This is a genomic window from Sorangium sp. So ce381 (assembly GCF_051473845.1).
Taxonomy (GTDB): domain Bacteria; phylum Myxococcota_A; class Polyangia; order Polyangiales; family Polyangiaceae; genus Sorangium; species Sorangium atrum.
In genome coordinates this window covers 10,870,355-10,894,422 of sequence record NZ_CP150336.1, presented here as the reverse complement: position 1 = coordinate 10,894,422, position 24,068 = coordinate 10,870,355, and the positions used below count along the sequence as shown (strand labels likewise).

Sequence of the window (24,068 nt, the reverse complement as noted above, 5' to 3'; positions counted from 1 at the left end):
GCGCGTTCGGCGCGCCGGCGAGCGAGCGGCGCGCTGCTCACGCGAGGCGGCGCGCTGCTCACGCGAGGCGGCCTGCCTTCTCGGGGGCTCAGGCGAGCTCTGCCTGCTAGGCTCGCGCTCATGCGCGACACGCTCCCCAAGGAGGTCGGCCAGGCGGTCCACATCCTCCGGTTGCTCCGTGGGCTCAGCATGCAGGAGTTCGCGGAGCGGGCGCAGCTCTCGGCCACGTACCTGCGGCAGGTCGAGCGAGGCGAGCGGGATCTCGGGCTCGGCGCGCTCGGCCTGATCGCCCAGGGGCTCCAGTGCGAGCCGCGCCTCCTGCTCCCCGGCGACGGGCGCAGCCCTGTCGCATCCATCGTGGCAGAGCGCTTTGACCAGGCCGAGGAGACGCTCCAGAGCGCGATCCTCTTTCTGCTCATGGAGCCTGACGATTCACCGAGAAAGCAAGCAATGCTCGCCCTCGCCAGCGAAGATCCGGAGCGCGCACGCCCGGCAGCTCCGCCCAAGTCGCCCCGGCCGGAGCGCGCTTTCTCAGGGCGTATTACTCCGCCGTCGAGCCGTCGTTCCGGAAAGTGATAGACCCGCCTCGCGCGCTCCGTGGCGCCGGTCCGCGCTGGCGACGGCTTCCGCGCGCCTGAGACCTCTGTTACTGTCCCCGCCAACCGATGTTCCCCGCGCCGTGTCCGGGGGTGTCATGGACTCGAACCTCGTGCCGGAGGTCCGACGCAGTGAGCAGAATCTTTTGGGCTGATCCAACACCGCAGCCAGCATTGAAGAGCGCGCGCCGCGCCGTCCTCTCCCTTTTCTTCTTCCCGCGCGCGGGACCTGAATCCTCCGTCTCCATCGCGCTGGCCGAGGCGGAGGGGCCATGGTGATCCTGGGGCAGGAGTTCGCGGGCTACACCATCGTCGCGAGCCTCGACTCTCCCGCTCCGGCGGAGGCGTATCGCGCGCTCGACGCGGATGGCCGCGAGGTGACGCTCTATGTCCAGGAGGGCATGGGCACCGACGCCGATGTGTTCCGCGGCGCGCTGGAGCGGCTCCTCTCGCTGTCTGCGGGGGTGCACGGCATCGTGCCTGTGATCGCGGGCGGGATGGAGGGAGACGCGGGGTGGATCGCTGCCCGGCAGAGCGACGATCCCTCGGTGGAAGATCTGCTGCCCCGGCTTCGCTCCGTCGCGTACGAGCTCGTCGTCGACGTCGCGCGGACGCTCGGCGCGGCGCACGCGCTGGGGCTCTCGCACGGGGATCTCGGCCCGCACACGGTGGTGGTCACCGGTCAAGGCGCCGCTGTCCTGAGGGCGTTCGGGCTGCACCTGCTGTTCGGGGCGCCCGAGGACGCCATGGCGGATGCGGCGCGGTACCGGGCGCCGGAGCTCTTCGACTCGCGTGCGATCGATCAACGAACCGACGTCTACGGCCTCGGGATGCTGCTGTATTGCCTCCTCGGGGGTCAGCGCCCGTTCGACGGCCGCGACGATCTGGATGTGTGCGCGCTCGACGAGGTGCCGCCGCCGCTCGAGGGAGTGTCGGCCCAGGTGAACGAGGCGCTGACCCGGGCGCTCGCCAAGGACCCTGACGCGCGGTTCCAGACGGTCCACGAGCTCATGGCCGCCGTGCGGCCGCTGCTCGTTGCTGCGGCGCCGCTGGCGGGGGGCGCTCCGCCGCCGAGGGTGGCGCGCCCGCAAGCAGCGGGGGCCCCGTCACTGCAGGAGTCGGCGCCGGATACGGAGCGGAGCGTGCCCGCTCCGGCGTCCCGCAACACGCTGCCCACCGGGACCTTCCCTCCGGAGGCCATGCGGCACCCCGTCGTCGAGATCGCCGCACCGCGCTCGCGCAACAACGTCCTGTTGGCCGGTGGAGCGCTGCTGCTCGTGGCGTTGACGAGCGCCGCCGTCGCGGTGCCGTTGAGCTCGTACATCGCCCAACGGGGGACACCGCCCCCACCGGCCGAGCCGCCGGCGCACGCAAGTGATTCACATCGCGATGAGTCGACAGCCTCACCGGCACAGTGCGACCCCGGCGCCTCGGAGGCGGTGGGTCCGTCCGTCGAGGCGCCGGCGACGAAGTCCGGGGCGACGCACCGTGTCGAGCCGGCCCCGCTGGTCGCGACTCCGGCCGTGGAAGCCAAGGGTAGCCCCGGGCCACGGTGGTACGGCGACCAGCTTTTTTAAGGCAATCCCGCAAGTCCGGTAGCAAACGACACCCCGGCGGATTGGGGCCGCCGGGGTGTCTACGCCGCAGACCTCGTGCCGGAGGCCTGGACGCATGGCTACCCTACTAAAAGCATTGCCTCGATCGATCGTATTTTCTCACTTCGCGGAGAATTTTTCTTCGATTGCCAGCAGAGCCGCCTTTTCAGCCGGATTTCGGAGGGCGAGGCGCTGGGCGAACCGACCGAGGTTGAGGTACCGGCGGGGGCGAACCGACCGAGGTTGAGGTGCCGGCGAGCCGAATCGACCGAGGTTGAGGTGCCGGCGGGGCGAACCGACCGAGGTTGAGGCGTCGGGCGGGTGAACCGACCGAGGTTGAGGGCAGGGCGCCGACCGAGGTTGAGGTGCCGGCGGGCCGAATCGACCGAGGTTGAGGCGTCGGGCGGGCGAACCGACCGAGGTTGAGGACGCCGGCGAGCGGGGACGCTGAACCGCAAGCCCGAGGACGCGGGCGGCCTTCAGACTCCCCTCGGCGCTCCGCGAGCGCTCAGCGGAGCTCGTTCCCAGGGAGCGGCTGGAACACGCTCGCCCGGTACCACCTGAGCTCCTCGATCGACTCGCGGATGTCGTCGAGCGCGCGGTGGATCTCGCGCTTCCTGGGCGCCGCGCGCGTCGGGTACCAGCGGCGCACGAGCTCCTTGAGGGTCGAGACATCCACGATGCGGTAGTGCAGGAAGGAGAGGAGCTCCGGCATGTAGCGCTGCAGGAAGGCGCGGTCCTTCCACACGGAGTTGCCGCACAGCACGGCCGTTCCCTTGTCGCAGTGCGCCTCGAGGAACGCCCGCGTCTGGGACTCCGCGTCGCCGACCGAGAGCGTGGACGCGCGGATGCGCTCGAGGAGCCCCGAGCGCTCGTGGAGATCGCGGACGAAGTCGCTCATCCCCGCGAGGACGCTCTCCGCCTGGTGGATGACGAGGCACGGCCCCTCGGCGACCACGGTCAGGTCGGGCTCCGTGACGATGGTCGCGATTTCCACGATCGCACACGAGCTCTCGTCGAGCCCCGTCATCTCGAGATCGACCCACACCATGCGCTGCGACCGGTCCGTCATCGGCGGCGAGCATAGCCGATCCGCGCCGGCTCCGGTCCACCGAGACCCGTCGCGACCGAGGCTGCCCCGGGAACGGGCGGTGTGCTAAGCACGGGCCGGACATCGGGCTCGGAGGCCTGTCATGCGAGACGTCTTCATCGTGGATGCCGTTCGCACGCCGCGCGGCCGAGGCAAGGCGGGCAAGGGAGCGCTCTCGGGCGTGCACCCTCAAGAGCTCCTCGCGCAAACGCTCAATCGCCTCGCCGAGAAGACCGGCGTCCGCAAGCAGGACGTCGAGGATGTGGTCGTCGGGTGCGTGACCCAGGCGGGCGAGCAGGGGGCGTGCATCGCGCGCACCGCCATCCTCGCGGCCGGCTGGCCGGACGCCGTGACCGGCGTGACCGTCAACCGCTTCTGCGGCTCGGGCGCGCAGGCGGTGAACTTCGCGGCGATGGGGGTCATGTCCGGCCAGCAGGAGGTCGCCATCGGCGGCGGCGTCGAGAGCATGTCGCGCGTGCCGATGGGCTCGGACGGCGCGCCCCTCGACGGGAACAACCTCGCCCTCCGCAAGAAGCTCGCGATGGTCCCGCAGGGCATCTCGGCGGACCTCATCGCCACGATCGAGGGCTTCTCGCGCGACGACGTCGACCGCTTCGCGCTGGAGAGCCAGCGCAAGGCCGAGCGGGCGGCGGGCGAGGGGCGCTTCGCGAAGAGCCTGTTCACGGTCGTCGATCTCGACGGCAAGCCGCTGCTCGACAGGGACGAGCACCCGCGCGCCGGGGCGACGATGGAGGCCCTCGCGAAGCTCGAGCCCGCGTTCGCCAGCCTCGGGTCGACGCCGATGGGCCCCGCCGGCGAGACCGTGGATGCGCTGGCGCTAGCGCGCTATCCGCAGGTGGCGTCGATCCAGCACGTGCACACGGCGGGCAACTCGAGCGGCATCGTGGACGGGGCGGCCGTCGTGCTGCTCGCGTCCGGCGACTACGTGAAGGCGCACGGGCTCGCCCCGCGGGCGAGGATCCGCGCCACGGCGACGGCCGGCGCCGAGCCGGTGATCATGCTGACGGCCCCTGCGCCCGCGTCGGAGCGCGCGCTCAAGAAGGCGGGCATGCAGGCGCGCGACGTCGATCTCTGGGAGATCAACGAGGCGTTCGCGGCGGTGCCGCTGCAGACGGCGCGCAAGCTCGGCATCGACCTCGACCGCGTCAACGTGAACGGCGGCGCGATCGCGCTCGGGCACCCGCTCGGCGCGACCGGGGCCTGCCTGATCGGGACGGCGCTCGACGAGCTGGAGCGCGCCGGCAAGGCCACCGCGCTGATCACGCTGTGCATCGGCGGAGGGATGGGCGTGGCCACCATCATCGAGCGGGTGTGAGCCGCTCCGGCGCGGTGATGGAGGTGCGCGATGAGCACGAGAGCGCCTCTCACGAGCACCAGCACGGGCGCGGCGCTCGACGCGGCGAGGGGCACGATCACGGGCATCACCACGCTCCAGGGAGCGATCACGGCCACGACCACGACCACGGCGACCCGCACCACCATGACCACAGCCACGATCTCCGGCGCGCGCCGCTCCGCCGGCTGATCGCGGCGTTCGCCCTCACGGCGTCGTTCCTGGTCGTCGAGGCGGCGGTCGGGTGGTGGTCGAAGAGCCTCGCCCTGCTGGCCGACGCGGGCCACATGCTCGCGGACGCCGCGGCGCTCGGCATCGCCATCATCGCCCAGCGCATCGCGGCGCAGGCGCGGACGCGCGAGCGGACGTACGGATTCCGGCGCGCGGAGGTGCTCGCGGCCTTCGCCAACGGCGTCGCGCTGGCGCTGACGGCGATCTGGATCTTCATCGAGGCGGCCCACCGCTGGCGCGCGCCGCAGGCGGTGCACGCCGAGGCGCTGGCGATCACCGCGGCGCTGGGGCTCATCGTGAACGTGGTCGCGGCGGTGCTGCTCTCGACCGGCGAGCACGGGCACAACATCAACACGCGGGCCGCGCTGGCGCACGTGGTGTCGGACGCGCTCGGCTCGATCGGCGCCATCGCGGCGGGCGTGCTCATCCTCTCCTTCGGCTGGACGCGGGCCGACCCGGTGATCAGCGCGGCCATCGGCGCCCTCGTGCTCTGGGGCGGCTGGCGGCTCGTGCGCGACACGTCCCGTGTGCTCATGGAGGGCAGCCCGATCGAGATCGATCTCGCCCACGTCGAGGACACCATCCGGAGCGTGCCCGGCGTCGTCGACTTCCACGATCTGCACGTCTGGTCGATCTCCGACGGCTTCAACGTGCTCACCGTGCACGTGGTCCTCGCCAAGGGGCACCATGGCACGAACGTGGCCGCCGCGGTGGCCCGGCGGCTGCGCGAGAAGCACGCGCTCAACCACTGCACGATCCAGCCGGAGCCGCTCCAGGAGGAGCACCTGGTGACGCTCAGGCGGCCGGGCGCCGGGGCGCCGCGCGGGGACGGGCCCGCGGGCGCTTAGAGCGGCGGTCACCCGCGTCGGAGACGGGCCCATCTCGACGTTTTCGGTGCTCAGCGCCCTTTCGTGCGCTTCCGCGCCGAAAACGCCGATCTGGGCCCGTCTCCTGCGCGGGTGACCGCCGCTCGGCGACGCGTGGTTCAGGGGCGGCTGAGCGCCGCTCTAGATCCGGCTCTCCGGCCCGCGTCACACGCCGCAGTCGACGTTGCCGCGCTGGAGCCCCGTGAGGCGCGAGTCGCCGAGCGCCTCGGCCTCGGCGAGGAGCCACCGGAACATCGCGTTCGCGATCGCCCGCTCCTTGCGCGTGTTGAACAGCCAGACGGCCGCGTGGCACACGTCGGCGTGCAGCTTGGGGAACGCGAGGCGGCGGAACTCCGTGCCGACCAGCACCGCCGCGGCCTCGTACTGCGCGCGCAGCGCGGTCCACTCGCGCCACTCCGAGAGCGGCGGGAGCTCGCGCCGCTCGTCGACGCGGCGGCGCAGGGCGTCGCACGCGATCTCCACCTCGGACAGGAGCTCGTCCCGGAGGCGCCGGTGCGTGCGGCCGATGGTCGCGCCGAGGTCGTCCCACGCTTCGCGCGGCACGCGCGCCGCGCGCAGCGTCGCCGCGAGATCCTCCTCGACCGCGCGCGCGAGCGGGCCGAGCGCCGCCTGCGCCCCCGAGGCGCCGAGCGACGCCGCGCGCTCGCGGAGCTCGGCCTGCGCGCGCTCGTCGTCGAGCGCCGCGTCCCACGCGCCGCCGAGCCGCCTGAGGTCGTCGCCCGAGACCTGGCCCCGAGGCCGGAGCAGAAGCGCGGCGTGGAGCAGCACCGCCCGGCTCCACAGGTCCCCCTCGGCGACCTTCGCGGCGCAGGGCTCGGGCGCCTCCGGCTCCGGGCGCGGCGCGCCCGCGCCCGCGGCCAGGGCGCGGCGCACGAGCGGCAGCGTGGCGCGGCGGCGGGGCGCGATGAGCCAGCGCAGCCAGAGCTCGAGCGCCCCGGGCGCGGGCTCCTCGCCGACAAGCCGCGCGGCGATGGCGCCGAGCAGCGACAGCGCCCGGCCGCCCCCCACGCACGCGTGCGCGGACACGGCCGCCCAGTCGCCGCGGGAGGCCGCCTCGGCGGCGAGCCAGCCCGCGGCGATGCGGCGGGCCTCGCGGGGGCACGCGCGCTCGTCCAGGCTGGCGACGCTGTCGAAGAGCTCCCGCGCGCCCTCCACGTCCCCGCGGTGCGCCGCGAGCATCGCGCCGGCGGCGATCCCCGCGCCGCGCAGCGGAACGGCGCTCGGCGACGTCGGAGACGGCGCAGGCCCCGCGCCGATGCGCTCCCCGCCGCGCTCGATCAGCTCGCTGACCCAGGCCTCCACCGCGGCGCCCGGCTTCCGCGCGCGGCAGAGCGCCCACGCGGCCGCGAGCGCCGCGCCGCCGCGCCGGTCGGCGCGAAAGGTCCAGTCCGACAGCCACGCGGCGCAGTACGCGGCGCGCGGAAGCCCGAGCGGGATGATCACGTGGCGAGCGAGGGGCCAGGGCGCCATGAGCAACGCCAGCGGCGCGAGCGGCACCGCGCACCAGAGCTGACCCCCCGCGAGCGCGAGCGCGAGGAGGATCGCGATCGGCACGAAGACGAACAGCACGACGACGTTCCAGAGGCCCACGCCGAGCATCGGGGGGCGCGGCGCCGCCCCGGGCGACGCCTTCCGCGCGGTCGCCTCGCTGATCACCCGCGCGAGGAGGGCGAGCACCAGGAGGCCGAACCAGTTCATCGCGCCCTCCAGCCGAGCGCGGACAGCGCCTCGGGCCACGGCGCGCGCGGATCCTCCCCGGGCGGCTCCGGCGGCGGCAGCTCGCCGAGATCGTCGTCGAGGTCGTCCTTCGGCGGGGGCCTCGGGTCGAGCCGCGCCCAGACCTCGTGCGCCAGGCGGCGCTCCGGGTCCCGCAGCGCCGCCATGGCCTGCCGCACCTTGTCGGCCGTCCGCGCGCCGGGGCCGACCGGCGTCGGGTACGTCGCGGCGCTCGCCAGCTTGAGCTCCAGCATCCCGAGCAGCTTCTGCCCCTCGCGCTCGATCTCCGCGCGGCTCGCGCTCGGGCGCAGGCCGAGCACGTAGAACGGGTTGTCGCGGATGCGGCCGAGCGCGTCGTCCATCACCGCACCCCGGACTCGTGGCCGAGCCTGCGCTTCTGCGCGTCGACCGGCAGGAGGCGCCAGAGCTCCTCGGTGATCGTCCGGAGCGCCGCCGTGTCGCCGCGCCCCGCCGCGCCGCGCCCGTCGCGCACGAGCCGCTGCGCGCGGACCAGATCCGAGGCCTGGTGCGCCTCGGAGGCGGCGTCCTCGAACATCCACTCCCACGCCTTCGGGTGGCGGTGGAACGCCGCGCTGCTCAGGTTGCGGACCAGGCGGAGCTGCCGCTGCAGCTCGACCTGGTTCTTCTCGGCGCGCGCGCGCGCCACGCCCTGCGCGGCCTCCTCGAGGAGCGCCTTCTCGGTGCTCGATCCGAGCTGTGAGATCCACGTCGACGCGTTCGCGACGGCGGCCTGGGCCTCGGCGTCGAGCTCCGGCCAGCGCTTGTCGGCCTCGGCCTGCTCGAGCAGGACGTCGAGCTCGAGCAGCGCGCGCCGCGCCTTCTGCCCCGCGTCGGCGTCGCCGCCGCGCGCCGCGGCGGCGTCGCGCTCCACCTCGGCGAGCGCGCACTCCACGTACGTGACCTTGCCGAGCGCGTGCGGCGCGTCCCTGCGCAGGGCGGCGTGGCGCACCGCCGCGAGCCGCTCGCGCATGGCCGCGAGCGAGGCGTCGAGCACCTCGGGCGCCGCCTCGGGGACGAGGAGGTGCGCGACGCGCTCGAACACGAGCCCCTGCGACGGGATCAGCGCGCGCGCCGAGAGGTGCCCGCCCCGATCGAGCTCGAGCGTCAGCTCGATCGCCGAGCCCGCGGGCAGGGTCGCGGTGAGCCCGCTCCCGTCGATCTCGAGCGCCCCGACCACGCGGCAGAGGTGCGCGACGTCGAGCTCGCCCTGCACGACGGGGATCTTCAGCACGCACGCGCTGGAGCCCTTCGGGACGCTCTCCACGCTGTGGTGCACGAACGTCCGCCGGGCCGGCAGCGGCGCGCCCCGCTCGAAGTAGACGCGCACGGAGTTGTCCGCGAGCGCGACCCCGATCGTGCGCGACAGCGGCGGATCTCCGATCGTGAGCCCCTGGACGATCGTGATCGTCTGCGGGTGCACCGGCACCCTCGCGCCGCCGGCCGCGCTCGCCTCGATGTTGAAGACGTTCGGCCGGCGCGGGAGCAGGTCGACGGTCACAACGAACGCCCCCTCGGCGTCGAGCGGGGCCTCGGCGCTCGTCCACCCGTCGCCCTCGCGCGCGAGCCGGATCCGCTCGGGCGCGGCCCCCGGCCCCTCCATGACGCGGCCGACAACGTGAGGCGTGAGATCGCTCGACATGGCCGGGTACTGGAGCCACAGCCGGCGACCCTCCTCCTTGGCCCGCACGATCGAGGAGGAGGCCCGCGCGTCGAGCCCCGCCGTCGCCGCGTAGATCGAGGCGCCCTGCGCGACGAGGGTCATCGGGTCGAGCCCCTCGCCGAAGGGCGCGCCGAGCGCCTCCCGGACGCGCTCGCGCAGCGCCGGCATCACCGTCGGCCCGCCCACGAGCACCACGCGCGCGAGCTGCGACGCATCGAGCCCGTGCGCCGCGAGCAGCCGCCGGCACACCTCGATCGAGCGATCGATGATCGGCGCGCAGAGCGCGTCGAGCGTGGACCTCCGCAGGACCAGGTCGACGTCGACGGGCGCGCCGTCCACCTCGAACGCCGCGGGCACCGCGAGCGCCGCCTCCTCGGCGCGGGTGAGCTCGATCTTGATCTCCTCGACCGCGAGCTTGAGCTTGCGGAGCGCGGCGGCGTGCCGCGGATCGGCGCGGCTCACGGTCGCGCCCTGGGTGCGCGCGATCTCGGCGAGCGCCCAGTCGACGATCGCCCAGTCGAAATCGCGCCCGCCGAGGAAGTTGTCGCCGTCGTGCCCGACGACGCGCAGCAGCCCGTCGCGCGTCTCGAGCAGGGAGACGTCGAACGTCCCGCCGCCGAGGTCGTAGACGAGCCAGCTGCCCGTGGACTCCTCGGCCGTCCAGCCGGCGGCCAGCGCCGAGGCCACCGGCTCCTGGATCAGCTCGACGCGCTCGAACCCCGCCCGCCGCGCCGCCTCCGACGTCGCCGCGCTCTGGGGAAGCTCGAAGAGCGCGGGCACGGAGATCACCGCCGAGGCCGGCAGGACCCCGAGGTGCTCCGCGACGTCGGCGCGCAGGGAGCGCAGCACCTCGGCGGCGAGCTCCTCGGGCTTCTTCGCGACCTTCGCCGCCGCGAACTCGATCGGCTGGGCCGTCCCCATCAGCCGCTTGAACTCCGCGCGGGTGTTCTGCGGATCGCTCTCCAGGAACCGGCGCGCGCGCGCGCCGACCGTGACCGTCCCGCGCGCGTCGATCCGCACCACGCTCGGGGTGAGCGTCGCGCCCTGGGAGTTCCTGACGAGGGTGACCTTCTCGCCGTCGAAGGCGGCGGCGGTCGAGTTCGTGGTGCCGAGGTCGATGCCGACGTAAAGCGGGCGTGCAGCCATCGCTCGGAAGGATACACGCGCGGAACGGCGGCCGCCCGGTGAGGCACGGAACACGCCCGGCGAAGCGCCCGCGCGGCGCCTCGCCGCGGGCGCCCGCTCGTCGCGAGGCGCGTCCGCCCTCGGGGTACGGGGACGGCGCACGTCAGCGCAGCGCCGCGACGCCCGCGGTCACCCTGCGAACAGCTGCGTCACCCAGACCCGGCCGCTCGGGTCGCGCACGACCGCCGCGCCGGTCCTCCGGTAGCGCGGGTCGAGCAGGTTGCCCCGGTGCGACGGGCTGGCCCAGATCGCGCGGTGCGCTCCCTCGGTCGTGCCCGAGCTGGCCACGTTCTCCCCCGCGATCGTCGCCTCGTACCCGGCCGCCCTGAGGCGCGCCGCCGGATCGCCCGAGCCCACGTCGTGGCCCACCATCTTCGCCTTGATCATCTCCTCGGAGTGCGCCCGCGCCAGCGCGGCGAGCGCCGCGTCGCGCGCGAGCGCGGGCAGGCGCTCCGACGCCCGCGCGGCGTTCATCATCCGCAGCATCGCGTCGTCGTCGCCCTGCGCCCCCTTCGCGGCGTCCTCGCCGGGCGCCGCCGCGCGGACGAACCGGCCCGGCGGAGCGCTCCCCGCGAAGATCATCGCCTCCAGCACGGGCCTCGGCCCTGTCGACACCGTGGCCAGCACCTGCACGAGCCAGCTCCCCGGCTGGTCGACCGCGAAGCTCGAGCGGAGCCGCGCGCCCGAGAGGGAGCTCAGCACCGTCTTGGGCGCGCCCCGCGGCCCCAGCAGCACCACCTTTGCCGCGGTCGCCGGGACCCGCATCGTCGCTTCGAGGGTCACCCATTGCCCCACCCGCGCGGTCGTCGGCAGCGGCGACAGATCCGCGAGCGCGTCCACCCCGATCGCGGCCACGATCACCGTCCCGTCCGGCTTCCTCGCCTGGGCCACCCCACATCGCCGCACCCCGAGGGTGGGCCATCCCGAGAGCCACCCGTCGATCCGCGCCCCGATCTCCGCGGGCCCGAGCCCTTGGCCGGAGATGGACCATCCCCTCGGCCAGGCGTGCGGCGCGCCGGCGGCGCGCAGCGTGAACGCGAGCTCGTCGGGCGGCATGATCTCCCCGCCCTGGAGCTGCCGCTCGACGTTGCGCTGGGCGACGGCGGCGAGCGCCGAGTCCGCGCTGCCGCAATGCGCCGCGAGCGCGGCGATCTCCGGCGAGACCGCCCTCGGGGGTTGTGGCGAGCGCGTCGTCGCCTCCCACGTGAGCGCCGGCGGCTCCGCTGCCGCCGCGCCCGCGGAGGCGAGCGCCGCGCCGAGCACCCCGCTGGCCCACCATGACCGCATTCGACTCGGCTAGCAGGTTTCCCGCCCCGGCGCTCGTTCACCCGCGTTCCCCGCATCCACCTGCGTCGCCGCGAAAGCCGCGCATTCCCGCGGGCGGCTCGTGCTACCGTGGCCGTCGCGCAGCATGGCTGAGGTCTCCAAGGCCGCGAAGGTCGGCGTGATGACGATCGTGCTCGCGGGCGCGGCCTACGGCGGGTACCGCTTCGTCTCGCGCGACGTCGGCGGCGGGAGCGGCTACCGGGTCTGGGCCACGCTGCCCGACGCGATCGGCGTATCGCCGCAGTCGCGGGTGATGATCTCGGGCATCCAGGTCGGCGTCGTCGACAAGATCTCGCTCTACAACGGCCAGGCGCGCATCGACATCAAGATGAGCCCCGACGTCCCGCTCTACGAGGACGCGGCCATCGGCAAGCGCGCGACGAGCCTCATCGGCGAGTCGTTCGTCGTGCTCTCGCCCGGCACCGAGGGCAAGCCGCGCATCCCCGACGAGGGGAGGGTCCTCTATTACATCGACGAGCCGACGATCCAGTCGATGCAGGGGCAGGTCGCCGAGATCCTGAAGGACGTCAAGACCGTCACCGAGACGCTGAGGAACACCGTCGGCTCCGAGAACGGGCAGGAGCGGCTCGCCCAGATCCTCGACAACCTCGCCGAGGTCACCGAGCAGATGAACGCGACCGTGCGCGAGAACCGCGCGGGCGTCACGCAGACGATCAACAACATCAACCAGATCACCGGCGAGTCCGGCCCGCGCCTGCGGGAGATCCTGCGCAACGTCGAGCAGGTGACCCGCGACATCCGCACGATGACGGCCGCGGCCGAGGTGCCCGGCCGGAACGGCCAGCCCGGGGAGCTCCGCAGCGCCGCGGAGCGCGTGGGCCGCGCGACCGAGAGCCTCGAGTCGGCGCTGAAGCACGTGGACAGCGTCGCCGCGCGCGTCGACCGCGGGGAGGGGACGCTCGGCCGCATCACCCGGGACGAGACGCTGATCAACGAGGTCGAGACGGTCGTCGAGAACGTCGGCGAGCTCGTCGGCGGGCTCAGCCGGTTCCAGACCGTGGTCGGGCTGCGGACCGACTACAACTTCCTGGCGAACACCATCAAGAGCTACGTCGAGCTCAGGCTCCAGCCGGCGGAGGACAAGTACTACGTCGTCGAGCTGGTGAACGACCCGCGCGGCAAGACGGACTTCCAGCAGATCGACATCGACACGACCAACCCGAACGAGCCCGCGCACTACCGCGAGGTCCGCACGATCACGACGAACGCCTTCCGGTTCTCGTTCCAGTTCGCGAAGCGGCTCGGCCCCTTCACGGGCCGGTTCGGCATCAAGGAGTCGACGGGCGGCCTCGGCCTCGATCTCCACCTGCTCGACGATCGGTTCGAGCTCCGCCAGGACCTCTTCGGCTTCGGCGAGGAGCTGTCGCCGCGCTGGCGCGTCGCGCTCGCCTACGAGTTCATCCGGAAGCTGTGGCTGCTCGGCGGGATGGACGACATCCTGAACGCCGATCGCCGGGATTACTTCATCGGCCTGCAGCTCCGGTTCAACGACGCGGACCTGAAGACGGTCCTGCCCTTCGCGCCGTCGAGCTTCTGATCGCGCCCCCGCCCTTCGCGCCGTCGAGCTTCTGATCGCGCCCCCGCCCTCTCGGCGCGGCCCCGGCGGTGCGCACGAGCCCCTGTGCTATAGCGCGAGCATGAAGCGCTCGCTTCTTCGCGGAGTGCGTCGCGGATACGCGCTCTTGATCCCTTTCGCCGCGATCTCGGCGGCGGCCTTCGCTTCGGCCTGTCAGGGGTGCAAGCTCCCTGCGACGGCCGCCGTCAGCGCGGACGCGGACGTGGACGCGAACGCGAACAGACCGACGGTGCGCCTCTACGTGCTCAGCACCGTGGCTGGCGCGCTGGAGCCGTGCGGTTGCACGAAGGACCAGCTCGGAGGCATCGACCACCTCGCCGCCCTGATCGAGGCCCAGCGCGGCGAGGCCCCGGATCGGCTCGTCGTCGGCGCGGGGCCGCTGCTCTTCACGGACCCCGAGGTGAAGCCGGAGCGCTCCTCGCAGGACGCGTGGAAGGCCGAGGCGATGGCGCTGGCGGCGAAGGAGATCGGGCTGACGGCGTGGGCGCCCGGCGAGAACGACTGGGCGCTCGGCGCGGAGGCGCTCGGCAAGTACCAGGAGCAGTCCGGGGCGGCGCTGCTCGGCAAGAACCTCGAGGGCGCGAAGGACGTCCAGGGGGTCGTCGTGCGCGACGTCTCCGGCGTGAAGGTGGGCCTCATCGGCGTGAGCGACCCGAAGGGCCGCGCCGGCGCCTACCCCGACGGCGTCAAGGCCGCCCCGGCGATCGACGCGATGAAGGCGGGCGTCGAGGAGGCGAAGAAGCAGGGCGCGAGCGTCTTCGTGGGGCTCGCGGCGCTGCCCAGGGGCGAGGCGCTGCGGCTCGCGGACAACGTGCCGGAGCTGCACGTGCTGGTGCTCGGCAAGCCGAGCGAGCGCGGCGACGGCAACGACGGCCCAAAGCCGCCCGAGATCATCGGGTCGACGCTGGTCGTGGAGACGCCGAACCACCTCCAGTCGGTGGCGGTCGTGGATCTCTTCGTCCGAGGCGGCGGCAGCGGCCCGCTCGTGTTCGCCGACGCGGGCGGCGTCGCGAAGGCCGGGGCGCTCATCAGCCTGTCGGAGCGCATCCGGGAGCTCGAGATCCGCCTCAACGGCTGGGAGGGCGACAAGCGGGTCGCGGCGAAGGACGTCGAGGCGCGGAAGGCGGATCTCGAGAAGCTCCGGGCCGAGAAGGCGCAGCTCGAGGCGGCGGAGACGAAGGTGACCGGCAGCTTCTTCCGCTACAGCTCGGTCGAGGTGCGCGAGAAGCTCGGGGCCGACAAGGACGTCGCCGGGCAGCTCCTCGCCTATTACAAGCGGGTCAACGACCACAACAAGCAGGCCTTCGCGGATCGCGTCCCCGAGAAGCCGGCGAAGGGCGAGGCCAGCTACATCGGCATCGACGCCTGCACGAACTGCCACGACGAGGAGCGCAAGGTCTTCGACGGCACCGCGCACGCGCGCGCCTACGCCACGCTGCAGCAGGATTTCAAGGAGTTCAACCTGGACTGCGTGAGCTGTCACGTGACCGGGTACGCCAAGCCGGGCGGCTCCACGGTGACGCACAACGCCTCGCTGCAGAACGTGCAGTGCGAGGAGTGCCACGGTCCCGGCTCGCTGCACGCGAAGGATCCCGACAAGAAGGGGCTCATCGTGCTCTCGCCCCCGCCCCAGAGCTGCGTCACGCAGTGTCACCACCCGCCGCACGTGGAGGGCTTCGATCCCGTGGCCAAGATGCAGCTCATCCTCGGCCCCGGGCACGGCAGGGACTGAAGGAGGGGGCGCGACGGTGGCCCTCTCCTCGTGGTTCTTCTGGTTCTGGGCTGCTTCCGGGCTGCGGCATTCCCGCGCCGATTCGATCGCGCTACGGCATGCGCCTGTGACGAACGTCCACGCCGTCGTCTCCCGCCTTGGCCCTGTCGAGGGCGCGATCCTTGCGGAGCTCACCGCGGGCGCGCCCCCGTTCGCGGTGCACCGCCGCGCCGCGCTGAGCTCGACGCTCCGCTACCTGGAGGGCGGCGGCGGCTCGCCGGTGGTCCTCCTGCACGGCCGCGGGAACGCCGCGACGACGTGGTTCCCGCTGCTCCCCGAGCTCGCGCGGCGCCACCGCGTCGTCGCTGTGGATCTGCCGGGCTTCGGCCACGCCTCGTCTCCGCCCTTCGAGGGCGGGGGCTTCGAGGAGGGGCTCCGCTTCTTCGCCGATCCCGTGGAGGAGCTCCTCCTCGAGCTGGATCTCGGCGACGCCGCGCTCGTCGGCCACTCCCTCGGCGCGCTGGTCGCGGCGGAGATCGCGCTCCGCAAGCGCGCGCGCCCGCGGAGGCTCGTGCTCATCGGCGCGATGGGGGTCGGTCCCGTCATGACCTCCTGGAGCCGCGCCTATTTCCGCGCCCCGCCGGAGCGCCTGGTGCGGGTGCTCGGCCCCGCGCTCTTCCGCCGCATCCATCCGCCGCGGCCCACCCCGCTCGGCGAGCGTCTGGCCGCCTTGCACAGCGAGTTTTACGCCGTGCCCGACGGCCGGGTCGCGCCCGTCGCCGCGTTCAACGCGCTGTTCCCCGCCTTCGGCGCCGTTCCCCATCGCCTCCCGCGGCTCGGCGAGATCGACGCGGAGACGCTGGTGCTCTGGGGCGAGCGCGACGACGTGTTCCCGGCGCCGATCGGCATCGCCGCGGCCGCGGCGATCCCCCGCGCCACGCTGCACATGGTGCCGCTCGGGCACGCGCCCCACCTGGAGGACCCGGCGCTCGTCCTCCCGGCGCTCACGGCGTTTCTCTCGGCCGGTGCAGCCTCATCCCCGTAGCCCTCATGCGGTGGCGCGACACCGCCGCGCCGTTCAGGAGGGGAGGATCGTGGTCCGGGATGGGAGGATCGCGGTCCGGGATGGGAGGATCGCGGTCCGGGATGGGAGGATCGCGGTCCGGGATGGGAGGATCGCGGTCCGGGATGGGAGGATCGCGGTCCGGGATGGGAGGATCGCGGTCGAGGGCCTCAGTGCACGCCGCCGACGAGCCACGCCTGCGCCGGGACGAGCACCTCTTCGGGCGAGCCTCCGCCCTGCGACGCCGGGCCGGTCGCGCTGCCGTCTCCCATCGGCGTCATGCGGAACCCGTGGTCGCCGAACACGAGCAGCAGCGTCCGCGGCGGCAGGCTGGCCATGAACCGCGCGACCACGTCGGCGACCTCCTCCGCGATGGCCTCGATCCGCTCGGCGAGCGGCGGGCCCGCGGCGCGCAGGCGCGCCTCCACGAGGTCGAGCTTCATCAGCTCGCGCGACCCGACCCGCTCGCGCCGCAGCGTCGCCACCGCGCGCCCGCGGGCGATGGCGGGTTCCGCCTCGCTCGGGGGCATCGTCTCGCGGAGCCCGTCAGGACCGCGGGCGAGCAGCGAGATCTGCGCCGTCGTCGTCGGCGGCAGCGCCGCCCACAGCAGCGATCGCTCCACCAGGATGGCCCGATCCATCATCATCTCCCTCAGGTGCGCGGCGACCCGCTCGCCGAGGTCGAAGCGCATCGCGTCCACGAGCAGGAGCTTCACCCCGCGCGCCCCGTTGAGCCGGGCGATGCGGGCGGCGATGTCGGGCGCATCGAACACCATGGGCGGCCGCTTGCCAGTCACGCGCAGCGCCGAGAACGCCTCGCGGTAGCTGTGCTCGAAGCTGGTCCTCCAGCTGTCGACGACGCCGCGCACCGCGGCGTCTGTCTCGCCGGCGAGCGTCGCGCCGAGCAGCGGCGTGTAGTGCGTCGCGAACAGCTGCTCGATGACCCGGACCGGCTTGGGGCCGCGGGCGTTGTCGAGCTCGACGGCGAGCGCGCGCCACTCCGCCGCGCTGAGGACCCGGTCGCGCGGCGCCTTCCGCTCCCGCCGCGCCTGCGGGGGCGCGTCGGCGTCCGCCTGGGCCGCGTCAACGCTCGGCGCGCTCGGCGCGCTCGGCGCAGCCTCGTGCGCCCCTCGCGGCGGCCTGAGCGTCGTCCCTGCGCCGTGCTCCTCGTGCGGCGCGGGGGGCTCGGCGGCCGGCGCGACCGGCTCGGCGCTGGCGGGCGCCATCGCGGCCGCCTCGTCCGCGGCGGGCGGCGTGCTCGCGCCCGGCGCCCGCGCCGCGACGGCGCCTCTCCCGGCGACGGCCGCCGGCGCGTCCGCGCGGCGGATCCTCGAGGAGCGGGGGGGCAGCACGCCGCGCAGCCGCCCCTCCGTCCGCCCTTCGGCGGAGGCGGTCGACGCAGCGGCTCCGTGCGTCTCGGGGGCCGTCGGCCTGGCCCGGAGCGCCTCGTCCGGGGCTGTCGGCCCGGCCTGCAGCGCGTCGTCCAGCGCTGTCGGTCTGGCCGGGCGCGCGTCGTCCAGCGCTGTCGGTCTGGCCGGGCGCGCGTCGTCCAGCGCTGTCGGTCCGGCGGGGAGCGCCTCGACCGGAGCTCTCGCTGCGGCGCTCGGCTGCGCCGGCCCGACGGGGCGCTCCTCCCCGCGCGCCGCGAGGCTCCGCGCCTGCCCGCGCGGGGACACGGAGGAGATCGCGCCGTACCCGTCGCACGCGCTCCTCTCGACGAGATCCGCGAGGGGCACCGGCGCGAGCACCTGCGCGGACCTGTCGTCCGCGTCGAAGACGAGCGCGACGGGCGCCTCGCGCGCCGCGCCGAGCCAGGCGAGGAGCGTCGCGCTGTCGTCCGGGTGGAGCGCGCATCGCGAGGCTGCGCGCCCGGCCGCGAGGCGCGGCAGGGCGACGGCGAGGCCCGCGGCGCCGAGCGCCCTGGCGCGGAAGATCTGGTCGGCGATCACCACCTCGACCGGCGCGCCTGCCTGGACCCGCGGCGGCAGCGCGCCGCGCAGGGCCAGCGCGAGCTCGACGGCCTCCTCGATCGTCGCGCGGAGCTGCCCGTCGGGCGCCGCCGGGGCGCTCGCCCAGAGGAAGCGCTGCGACCTGAGCTCGCGCTCGGAGTCGGCGCCCTGCCCGCTCGGGGCGAAGCGGGCCGTGCCGCACGGGGGCGCAGGGGGGGACGTCGGTCGGCCCTCCTCGGAGGCGGAGTCGAGGCGGGAGACAGGATCGAGGCGCATCGCGCGGGACCCTCGCAGAGCTCGCGGAAATGGGCCAAGTTTCGGCGATCGCGCGACCGCCGACAGCGCCGGCCCTAGTTCCGCGTGTCACAGATCCCGCCAGGGATCTGTCTCGCAAACGAAGAGAGGTCCTGACGGAAAGACGCCAAGAGCGCGAAGACGCAAAAATGCACAAAATCTGTTCTTTTTTGCGTCTTTGCGACTTTGCGACTTCGCGTTGAAATCTCTCTCCCGATCCCCTGGCCGGACCTCCGGCGGGCGGGCCTAGCGGGACTCGCGCGCGGTCTCGGCCATGAGGGCGAGCAGGGAGCAGGCGATGGCGAACCGGGCGTCGAGTCGCCCCTGGTTCATCGACAGGTCGAGCGTGAACTCCTTCACGAAGAACCGGAACACCTGCTTCACCTTCGCGACCTCCTGCTGGTGGAGCTCGATGTGCCACTTCCCGACGAGGAGCGGGAACATGCGGCGGAGCAGCGCGGCGCCGTCCTCCTGCATCAGCCCGACCGGCTGATCCGCGGGGTCGAGGATGTCCCAGGTGTCGCGGACGATCGACTTGAGCCCGCGCGAGCGGATGGTGCCGACGCGCTCGCCGGTGCGCGCGTCGAGGACGTCGAGGCACCGATTGAGGGCGATGACCTGCCGCGATCGGATCGTGAGCAGCGGCTGCGACTCCGACTCGTCCGCGAAGAGGGTGAACTCCTCACGCAGCTTGAGCAGCGGGTGCTTGACGAAGCAGACGAGGGAGCCGTCGGGCGCATAGACGTGGAACTTGCGGCCGAGCAGCGACCAGAAAGGCCGCTTGATCGTGTACGTGGGGTGCGAGAACGGTTGAACTGCGAGGCCGCCGTACGCGGCTTGGGCTTGGACCATGGGGCTGGCAGTCTGCATTGGCGTCGAGTAGGCCGGAGCCGAGCGCGTCGGTCAAGCGGCGACTACCGCGTCTCTACCGCGCGAGCGGGCCGCGCTCATCGACGGCAATCCCCGCGGCGATGGCCTTCACGAGCTCTGGTTTGACGACCTTGCCCATCGCGTTGCGCGGCAGGGCCCGCACGACGATCGACTCGCGTGGGACCTTGTAGGGCGCGAGGCGCTCCTTCGCCCAGGCGCGGAGCGGTCCGGTGGCGCACTCCGCCTCTCGTCCGGGCGCGGCGACGACGACCGCGACGACGCGCTCTCCCCACGCCTCGTCAGGGACGCCGATCACCGCGACCTCGGCGATCGCGCCGTGCTCCCGCAGCGCCTCTTCGATCTCGAGGGCAGACAGCTTGTATCCGCCGCTCTTGAGGATATCGACCGAGGTACGCCCGAGGAGCCGGAAGCACCCGTCGGCCGAGCGCTCCGCGACGTCGCCGGTGCGGAACCAGCCGTCCTGGAAGGCCGCGGCCGTGGCGTCCTCGCGCCCGAGGTATCCCTTGAAGACGCTGGGCCCGCGGATCCAGAGCTCGCCTCGCGCGACCGCGGCGCCGCCGCCCGGCGCTGGCGGGTCGCCCGGCGCCCACGCGTTGCCCGCGTCGTCCGTGATGCGGGCCTCGACGGTCGGCAGCGGGAAGCCGACCCAGCCTGCCCGCCGCGCGCCTGGATCGAGCAGGTTGCTCATGCCGACGCCGATCTCGGTCATCCCGAAGCGCTCGAGCGGGATCGTGCCGGTGAGGTCGCGCCAGCGCTCGGCGAGCGTCACCGGCAGCGCCGCGGAGCCGCTCGTCGCGAGCCGCAGGGCCTGCGCCCCCGCGGCGAAGCCGGGCGCGCCGCCCCGGTCGACGTGCTCGAACAGCCGCTGGTACATGGTCGGCACCGCCATGAACGACGTCACCGAGCGGCGCTCGATCTCGGCGGCGACGCGCCGGGCGTCGAAGCGCGGCAGCATCCTTGTCGCGCCGCCCGCGAGCAGCGACGTCATGAGCGCGATGACGACGCCGTGGAGGTGGTGCAGCGGCAGCGCGTGCAGCAGCATGTCGTGATCCGAGAAGCCCCAGGCCGCGCGCAGGAGCTCCGCCTGCACGGCCAGGTTCCGGTGCGTGAGCAGCGCCCCCTTCGGCTTGCCGGTCGTGCCGCTCGTGTAGAGCAGGAGCGCCGGATCGTCCGCGGCGATGTCGGAGATCGCCGCGTCGCGCCCCGGGGCGGCGCGCTCGAGGTCCTCCACGCGGAGCACGGCGCGGCCCTGCGCGATCGGGGCGGCCACGCCGGCGAGATCGCCGTCGGTGATGATCCGCCGCACGCCGGCGTCGCTCGCGAGCCACTCGAGCTCTGCCGGCGGATAGAGCGCCGACAGCGGCAGCGCGATCCCGCCGGCGAGGAGCGTCCCGAGGAACGCCGAGACCCACGCCGCGCCGGGCGACACGAGGAGCAGGATCCGCTCGCCCTCCAGCGAGCTCGGGTTATCGACCTCACCCGCGCCGCCGGCGAGCAGCGCGCCGCGGACGCGGAGGGCTCGCTCCAGGAGCGCCGCGAAGGTGGTCTGCCCCCGCTCGTCCTCGACGGCGGTTCGGGCGGACGAGCCGAGCTGCGCGAGCCGGTCGACGAGCGGGGAAGCCATCGCGCGAACTCTCGCACAGCGGAGGTGCGCGGAGCCAGGCCGGTTGGTTACACTGCCGCGTCATGAGAGCTTCCTGCCTCCTTTTCAGCGCCTCGCCGCGCCTCGCGGTCGCCGCCGGCCTGATCTTCGCCGTGGCGGCGTGCGAGAGCGCGCCGAAGCCCTCCGGGCCTGGCGCGGCCGTGACGGCGGCCCCGAGCGTCGAGGCGCCCGTCGAGCCGCCGAAGCCGAAGGGCATGCCCGAGCTGCTCGTCGACTCCATGGGCCCCTACATCGGCGGCCAGCGCGTGGATCTGGCGCAGAAGGAGGGGCCCGAGAAGCTGACGAAGGTGATCCGCGAGCTGCCGATCGAGGGCAAGCCCGTGACGCTGCTGGCCGACAAGAGGGCGAAGCCGAGCGCTGTCGCCGCCGTCGTGACGGAGCTCGGCGCGGCCGGCGCGCCGAAGGTCGTCATCAAGACCGACGGGCGAGACGACCTCCCGAAGGAGATCACGGTGGTGCCCGAGGGGCGCGCGTCGAAGCCGCCTTCCTGCGCCGTCAGCACGATGGTGCTGAAGGACCTCGCGACGGCGATCTGGCCGTTCGGCGGCGGCCTGGGCAAGAAGCAGCGCAAGGGGCTCGCCGGCCCGGACCTCTCGAACACAGGCGAGCAGCTCACGAAGGACATCGCCGCGTGCAGCGCGACGGTGGCCTTCTTCTCGGCGGACGACGAGGTGCCCTGGGAGATGGCGCACAACCTGGCGGGCACGGTCATGGCTTCCGACGCGAAGAAGAAGCTCGACACGCTCGTCCTGCTCCGCGCTGCCCCGGTCGCGGGGCGGCCGGTGCAGCTCGGTGGAGGCTGACGTGCATGGCGCCGGGGGGCTCCATCGCCTGGACCGCCGTGCCTTCGGGGCGCACCGGCCGCATCGGGCAGCGGGTGCGCTCGGTGCGCATTTTTGCGAAGTGGCTGTCGGACGCGGCGGGGCGAGATCACGTGTGTGCTCGTTCGAGCGCGGGTAGGGTTGGCTGGGGTGACCGCGGCACGATCCGGCACACGCGATGGTGCTGCGAGGGCACGGAAATGCGCGGGTGAGCGCTCGCCGTTGGGGTCGGCCTGGATCATGAATAGGGCGAGTCGCCGGTCCCCTGCGCCATCGGGGGCGTGACAATCACGGGAGGATGGTTCGGACATGTCGAAGCGACTTCTTGGATCGGCCCGCGCGAACAGGGGCCGGAGTCTCCGTCCCCGGGCCTCCCAGCCGCGGGTGTCGGCGGCGCCTGAGGGGCCGGCCGTCGCGACCAGGGACTCCGCGAGGCCGGCCGCGAACGGCTCGGACGTCGTCGCCGAGGAAGCTGAGTGTTCCGCCGCTCCTGCGCTAGCGGCTGCCGCTGAGGACGATGCTCCCGCCGTGTCGCCGGCTCTCGAGGCGCCCGCTGCACCGATCGTGGCGGAGGTGGCCGCGGCAGCGCCGGTCGCCGCGCCTGCGCCGGTCGCCGCGCCTGCGCCAGTCGTTGCGGCAGCGCCAGTCGTTGCGGCAGCGCCGGTCGCAGCGGCAGCGCCGGTCGCAGCGGCAGCGCCGGTCGTTGCGGCAGCGCCGGTCGTTGCGGCAGCGCCAGTCGACGCGCCTGCGCCGGTCGCCGCGGCAGCGCCGGTCGCCGCACTTGCGCCGGCGTCCGAGGCGCTCGCCGCGCAGCGCGCCGTTCCAGGCGGCACGGACGACGCGGACCCTGACAAGGCGCTGGATCACGACCTGTTGATCGTGGCTCGACAAGCCGGCGCCCCGAACCAGCCGGGTGCCCTTGCGTCCCCGTCCGATGAGCTGGCGCCCGACTCGGATGCGCTCGATCTGATCGACCCTTCCTCGCCCACGGCGGCGTTCTTCCGGCGCGAGGAGGAGGAGTCGTTCCCGCCTCTCGCCGAGGTGGCCAGCGGCCCCGACGATCACGCTGACGAGCGCCTCGTGGTGGTTCATCAGCTGTCGCCCGAGACCCTCGCCCGGCGGGCGCGCCTTCGTCGGATCGTCGCGGCGGTCGCGGGGCTCGCCGGGGTGATCTCCGTGGCGGTCGTCGCCAAGGCGGTGTTCTCGAGCAAGCCGTCCTCGCCTGCTCCGGTCGCGATGGCCGCGCCGGCTCCGAAGCCAGCGCCCGTCGAGACGAAGCTCCTGGCCGCCGCGGGTGCCCCCGCTCCAGGACGGGCGAAGACGCCCGCGCAGACCGAGTCGGCGCTGATGGAGCCCTCTGCGAAGGGGGCAGGTGCCGTTCCCGATCCGGTGAAGGCGGCCGCCGAAGCGGAGAAAGCCGAGGCAGAGAAGGCTGCGGCGGAGAAGGCCGAAGCAGAGAAGGCTGCGGCGGAGAAGGCCGAAGCAGAGAAGGCTGCGGCGGAGAAGGCCGAGGCAGAGAAGGCTGCGGCGGAGAAGGCCGAGGCAGAGAAGGCTGCGGCGGAGAAGGCCGAGGCGCCGGCGGCCAGCGCCGAGGACGCGGGCAAGCTGAAGAAGGAGGCGCTGAGCTTCCTCAACCGCGGCAGGTACAAGGACGCGATCGAGGCGTCCCGCGCGGCCATCGCGGCCGATCCGAGCGACGCGCTGCCCTACCTCTACCTGGGCTCGGCGCTCCAGGACACGGGCAAGTGGAAGGATGGCCTCGCCGCGTACAGCGATTGCGTTCGCAATGCCACGAAGGGCCCCATCCACGAGTGCAGGGCCATGGGCGGCCGCAAGTAGCGCTCAGAGCGGGCGGCGAGCGATCTGCGCGAGGAACGCCGCGGACGCGGCGTAGCCGAAGGCCACGCCCGTGGCGAGGCGGCTCGCATGCCAGACGGGGCGCAGCCCGAGGTCCTGGGTCGCCACGTCGACCGCCATCAGCGCGGCGAGGGCGATGAGGATCGGGCGCCACGCCGTCACCGCCAGGCGAGGGCGCGCGATCGCGGCGCCCGCGGCGAACCCGGCGAAGATGCCAGCGCAGCGACTGCAGAGCGGCATGACGACGCCGTCGAGCGCGAGGGATCGCTCGGGCATCCGGTGGCACAGCGGCGCGAAGACTCGATCGAGCGCTGCGCCGAGCTCTCCGAGCGGCGCCCGGCTCCGCGCGAGGGCGAGGCACCAGGGCAGGGCGCCGAGGAACACCAGCGCCCAGCGCACGATCGATAGCAGCGAGGGCTGCTCGGCCGGGCTCGATTCGCCGGGCGCGTGCGGCTCGGCGCCTGCGCCGACAGCGGCGAGCGCGCGCGGCTCGGCGCCCACGCGCCCGGCGGCGGGTACCTGCGCCGCCGGCTGCCCGCGCCCGGAAGCGCACGCGGCCAC

General features: G+C 73.7%; 18 protein-coding genes. 9 read left to right on the top strand and 9 right to left on the bottom strand.

Translation table 11 applies throughout. From position 1 onward, the window contains the following. Positions 1 to 120: 120 nt before the first annotated feature. Both WMF29_RS40875 and WMF29_RS40870 read left to right on the top strand, forming a co-directional pair. Complete coding sequence (locus tag WMF29_RS40875; protein ID WP_272102373.1) at positions 121 to 576, top strand: helix-turn-helix domain-containing protein; 456 nt, start codon at positions 121 to 123, stop codon at positions 574 to 576. Between the two features lie 292 nt (positions 577 to 868). Further along, positions 869 to 2,173: a serine/threonine protein kinase gene (locus WMF29_RS40870; protein WP_437325495.1), complete on the top strand. Its 1,305-nt coding sequence runs from the start codon at positions 869 to 871 to the stop codon at positions 2,171 to 2,173. 526 nt (positions 2,174 to 2,699) lie between these two features. Here the strand turns inward: WMF29_RS40870 and orn are convergent. Further along, the gene (gene orn / locus WMF29_RS40865) at positions 2,700 to 3,263 is read right to left on the bottom strand and encodes an oligoribonuclease (RefSeq protein WP_437325494.1); all 564 of its coding nucleotides are present in this window, start codon (positions 3,261 to 3,263) and stop codon (positions 2,700 to 2,702) included. 121 nt (positions 3,264 to 3,384) lie between these two features. Between orn and WMF29_RS40860 the strand changes: the two genes are divergently transcribed. Beyond that, positions 3,385 to 4,617 carry an acetyl-CoA C-acetyltransferase gene (locus WMF29_RS40860; RefSeq protein ID WP_437325493.1) on the top strand — a complete coding sequence of 411 codons (1,233 nt, stop codon included), beginning with the start codon at positions 3,385 to 3,387 and terminating at the stop codon, positions 4,615 to 4,617. Next, entirely contained in the window at positions 4,614 to 5,714 is a 1,101-nt protein-coding gene (locus WMF29_RS40855) for a cation diffusion facilitator family transporter (protein ID WP_437325492.1), read from the top strand. The genes WMF29_RS40860 and WMF29_RS40855 overlap by 4 nt, the downstream gene beginning before the upstream one ends. A 183-nt stretch (positions 5,715 to 5,897) precedes the next feature. On the opposite strand, the gene WMF29_RS40850 is transcribed toward WMF29_RS40855, so the two are convergent. The 4 genes from WMF29_RS40850 to WMF29_RS40835 form a co-directional block, all read right to left on the bottom strand. Next, positions 5,898 to 7,451, bottom strand: a complete 1,554-nt coding sequence (locus tag WMF29_RS40850) for a hypothetical protein (RefSeq protein ID WP_437325491.1) — start codon at positions 7,449 to 7,451, stop codon at positions 5,898 to 5,900. After that, positions 7,448 to 7,831 (bottom strand): hypothetical protein, encoded by a 384-nt coding sequence (locus tag WMF29_RS40845; protein WP_012240257.1) that lies wholly within the window; start codon positions 7,829 to 7,831, stop codon positions 7,448 to 7,450. Before WMF29_RS40845 ends, WMF29_RS40850 begins: the two co-directional genes overlap by 4 nt. Next, entirely contained in the window at positions 7,831 to 10,296 is a 2,466-nt protein-coding gene (locus WMF29_RS40840) for an Hsp70 family protein (protein ID WP_437325490.1), read from the bottom strand. Before WMF29_RS40840 ends, WMF29_RS40845 begins: the two co-directional genes overlap by 1 nt. Before the next feature lie 168 nt (positions 10,297 to 10,464). After that, positions 10,465 to 11,622 (bottom strand): CAP domain-containing protein, encoded by a 1,158-nt coding sequence (locus WMF29_RS40835; RefSeq protein ID WP_437325489.1) that lies wholly within the window; start codon positions 11,620 to 11,622, stop codon positions 10,465 to 10,467. A gap of 124 nt (positions 11,623 to 11,746) precedes the next feature. On the opposite strand from WMF29_RS40835, the gene WMF29_RS40830 reads away from it, so the two are divergent. The 3 genes from WMF29_RS40830 to WMF29_RS40820 all read left to right on the top strand — a co-directional run bounded on the left by WMF29_RS40830 (position 11,747) and on the right by WMF29_RS40820 (position 16,014). Next, positions 11,747 to 13,219, top strand: coding sequence for an MlaD family protein (locus WMF29_RS40830; RefSeq protein ID WP_272102381.1), 1,473 nt, complete (start codon positions 11,747 to 11,749; stop codon positions 13,217 to 13,219). 100 nt (positions 13,220 to 13,319) lie between these two features. Then, the gene (locus WMF29_RS40825; protein ID WP_437325488.1) at positions 13,320 to 14,990 is read left to right on the top strand and encodes a multiheme c-type cytochrome; all 1,671 of its coding nucleotides are present in this window, start codon (positions 13,320 to 13,322) and stop codon (positions 14,988 to 14,990) included. Between the two features lie 106 nt (positions 14,991 to 15,096). After that, entirely contained in the window at positions 15,097 to 16,014 is a 918-nt protein-coding gene (locus WMF29_RS40820; protein WP_437325487.1) for an alpha/beta fold hydrolase, read from the top strand. 188 nt (positions 16,015 to 16,202) lie between these two features. On the opposite strand, the gene WMF29_RS40815 is transcribed toward WMF29_RS40820, so the two are convergent. The 3 genes from WMF29_RS40815 to WMF29_RS40805 form a co-directional block, all read right to left on the bottom strand. Further along, positions 16,203 to 18,257 (bottom strand): hypothetical protein, encoded by a 2,055-nt coding sequence (locus tag WMF29_RS40815; RefSeq protein ID WP_437325486.1) that lies wholly within the window; start codon positions 18,255 to 18,257, stop codon positions 16,203 to 16,205. Between the two features lie 264 nt (positions 18,258 to 18,521). Then, positions 18,522 to 19,127, bottom strand: coding sequence for a hypothetical protein (locus WMF29_RS40810; protein WP_272102385.1), 606 nt, complete (start codon positions 19,125 to 19,127; stop codon positions 18,522 to 18,524). Positions 19,128 to 19,200: 73 nt separating this feature from the next. Beyond that, entirely contained in the window at positions 19,201 to 20,790 is a 1,590-nt protein-coding gene (locus WMF29_RS40805) for an AMP-binding protein (RefSeq protein WP_437325485.1), read from the bottom strand. A gap of 62 nt (positions 20,791 to 20,852) precedes the next feature. On the opposite strand from WMF29_RS40805, the gene WMF29_RS40800 reads away from it, so the two are divergent. Then, on the top strand, positions 20,853 to 21,632 hold the full coding sequence (locus WMF29_RS40800) for an ExbD/TolR family protein (RefSeq protein WP_437325484.1): 780 nt from the start codon (positions 20,853 to 20,855) through the stop codon (positions 21,630 to 21,632). Positions 21,633 to 22,178: 546 nt separating this feature from the next. After that, positions 22,179 to 23,489, top strand: a complete 1,311-nt coding sequence (locus WMF29_RS40795) for a hypothetical protein (RefSeq protein ID WP_437325483.1) — start codon at positions 22,179 to 22,181, stop codon at positions 23,487 to 23,489. A gap of 3 nt (positions 23,490 to 23,492) precedes the next feature. Here WMF29_RS40795 and WMF29_RS40790 read toward each other — a convergent pair whose 3' ends face one another. After that, positions 23,493 to 24,068 carry a DUF2085 domain-containing protein gene (locus WMF29_RS40790; protein WP_437325482.1) on the bottom strand — a complete coding sequence of 192 codons (576 nt, stop codon included), beginning with the start codon at positions 24,066 to 24,068 and terminating at the stop codon, positions 23,493 to 23,495.

Coding starts and splice junctions, on each gene's coding strand:
- WMF29_RS40800 (WP_437325484.1), top strand. CDS start 20,853: ATGAGAGCTTCCTGCCTCCTTTTCAGCGCCTCGCCGCGCCTCGCGGTC.
- WMF29_RS40840 (WP_437325490.1), bottom strand. CDS start 10,296: ATGGCTGCACGCCCGCTTTACGTCGGCATCGACCTCGGCACCACGAAC.
- WMF29_RS40875 (WP_272102373.1), top strand. CDS start 121: ATGCGCGACACGCTCCCCAAGGAGGTCGGCCAGGCGGTCCACATCCTC.
- WMF29_RS40845 (WP_012240257.1), bottom strand. CDS start 7,831: ATGGACGACGCGCTCGGCCGCATCCGCGACAACCCGTTCTACGTGCTC.
- WMF29_RS40860 (WP_437325493.1), top strand. CDS start 3,385: ATGCGAGACGTCTTCATCGTGGATGCCGTTCGCACGCCGCGCGGCCGA.
- WMF29_RS40850 (WP_437325491.1), bottom strand. CDS start 7,451: ATGAACTGGTTCGGCCTCCTGGTGCTCGCCCTCCTCGCGCGGGTGATC.
- WMF29_RS40805 (WP_437325485.1), bottom strand. CDS start 20,790: ATGGCTTCCCCGCTCGTCGACCGGCTCGCGCAGCTCGGCTCGTCCGCC.
- WMF29_RS40815 (WP_437325486.1), bottom strand. CDS start 18,257: ATGCGCCTCGATCCTGTCTCCCGCCTCGACTCCGCCTCCGAGGAGGGC.
- WMF29_RS40830 (WP_272102381.1), top strand. CDS start 11,747: ATGGCTGAGGTCTCCAAGGCCGCGAAGGTCGGCGTGATGACGATCGTG.
- orn (WP_437325494.1), bottom strand. CDS start 3,263: ATGACGGACCGGTCGCAGCGCATGGTGTGGGTCGATCTCGAGATGACG.
- WMF29_RS40825 (WP_437325488.1), top strand. CDS start 13,320: ATGAAGCGCTCGCTTCTTCGCGGAGTGCGTCGCGGATACGCGCTCTTG.
- WMF29_RS40870 (WP_437325495.1), top strand. CDS start 869: ATGGTGATCCTGGGGCAGGAGTTCGCGGGCTACACCATCGTCGCGAGC.
- WMF29_RS40810 (WP_272102385.1), bottom strand. CDS start 19,127: ATGGTCCAAGCCCAAGCCGCGTACGGCGGCCTCGCAGTTCAACCGTTC.
- WMF29_RS40835 (WP_437325489.1), bottom strand. CDS start 11,622: ATGCGGTCATGGTGGGCCAGCGGGGTGCTCGGCGCGGCGCTCGCCTCC.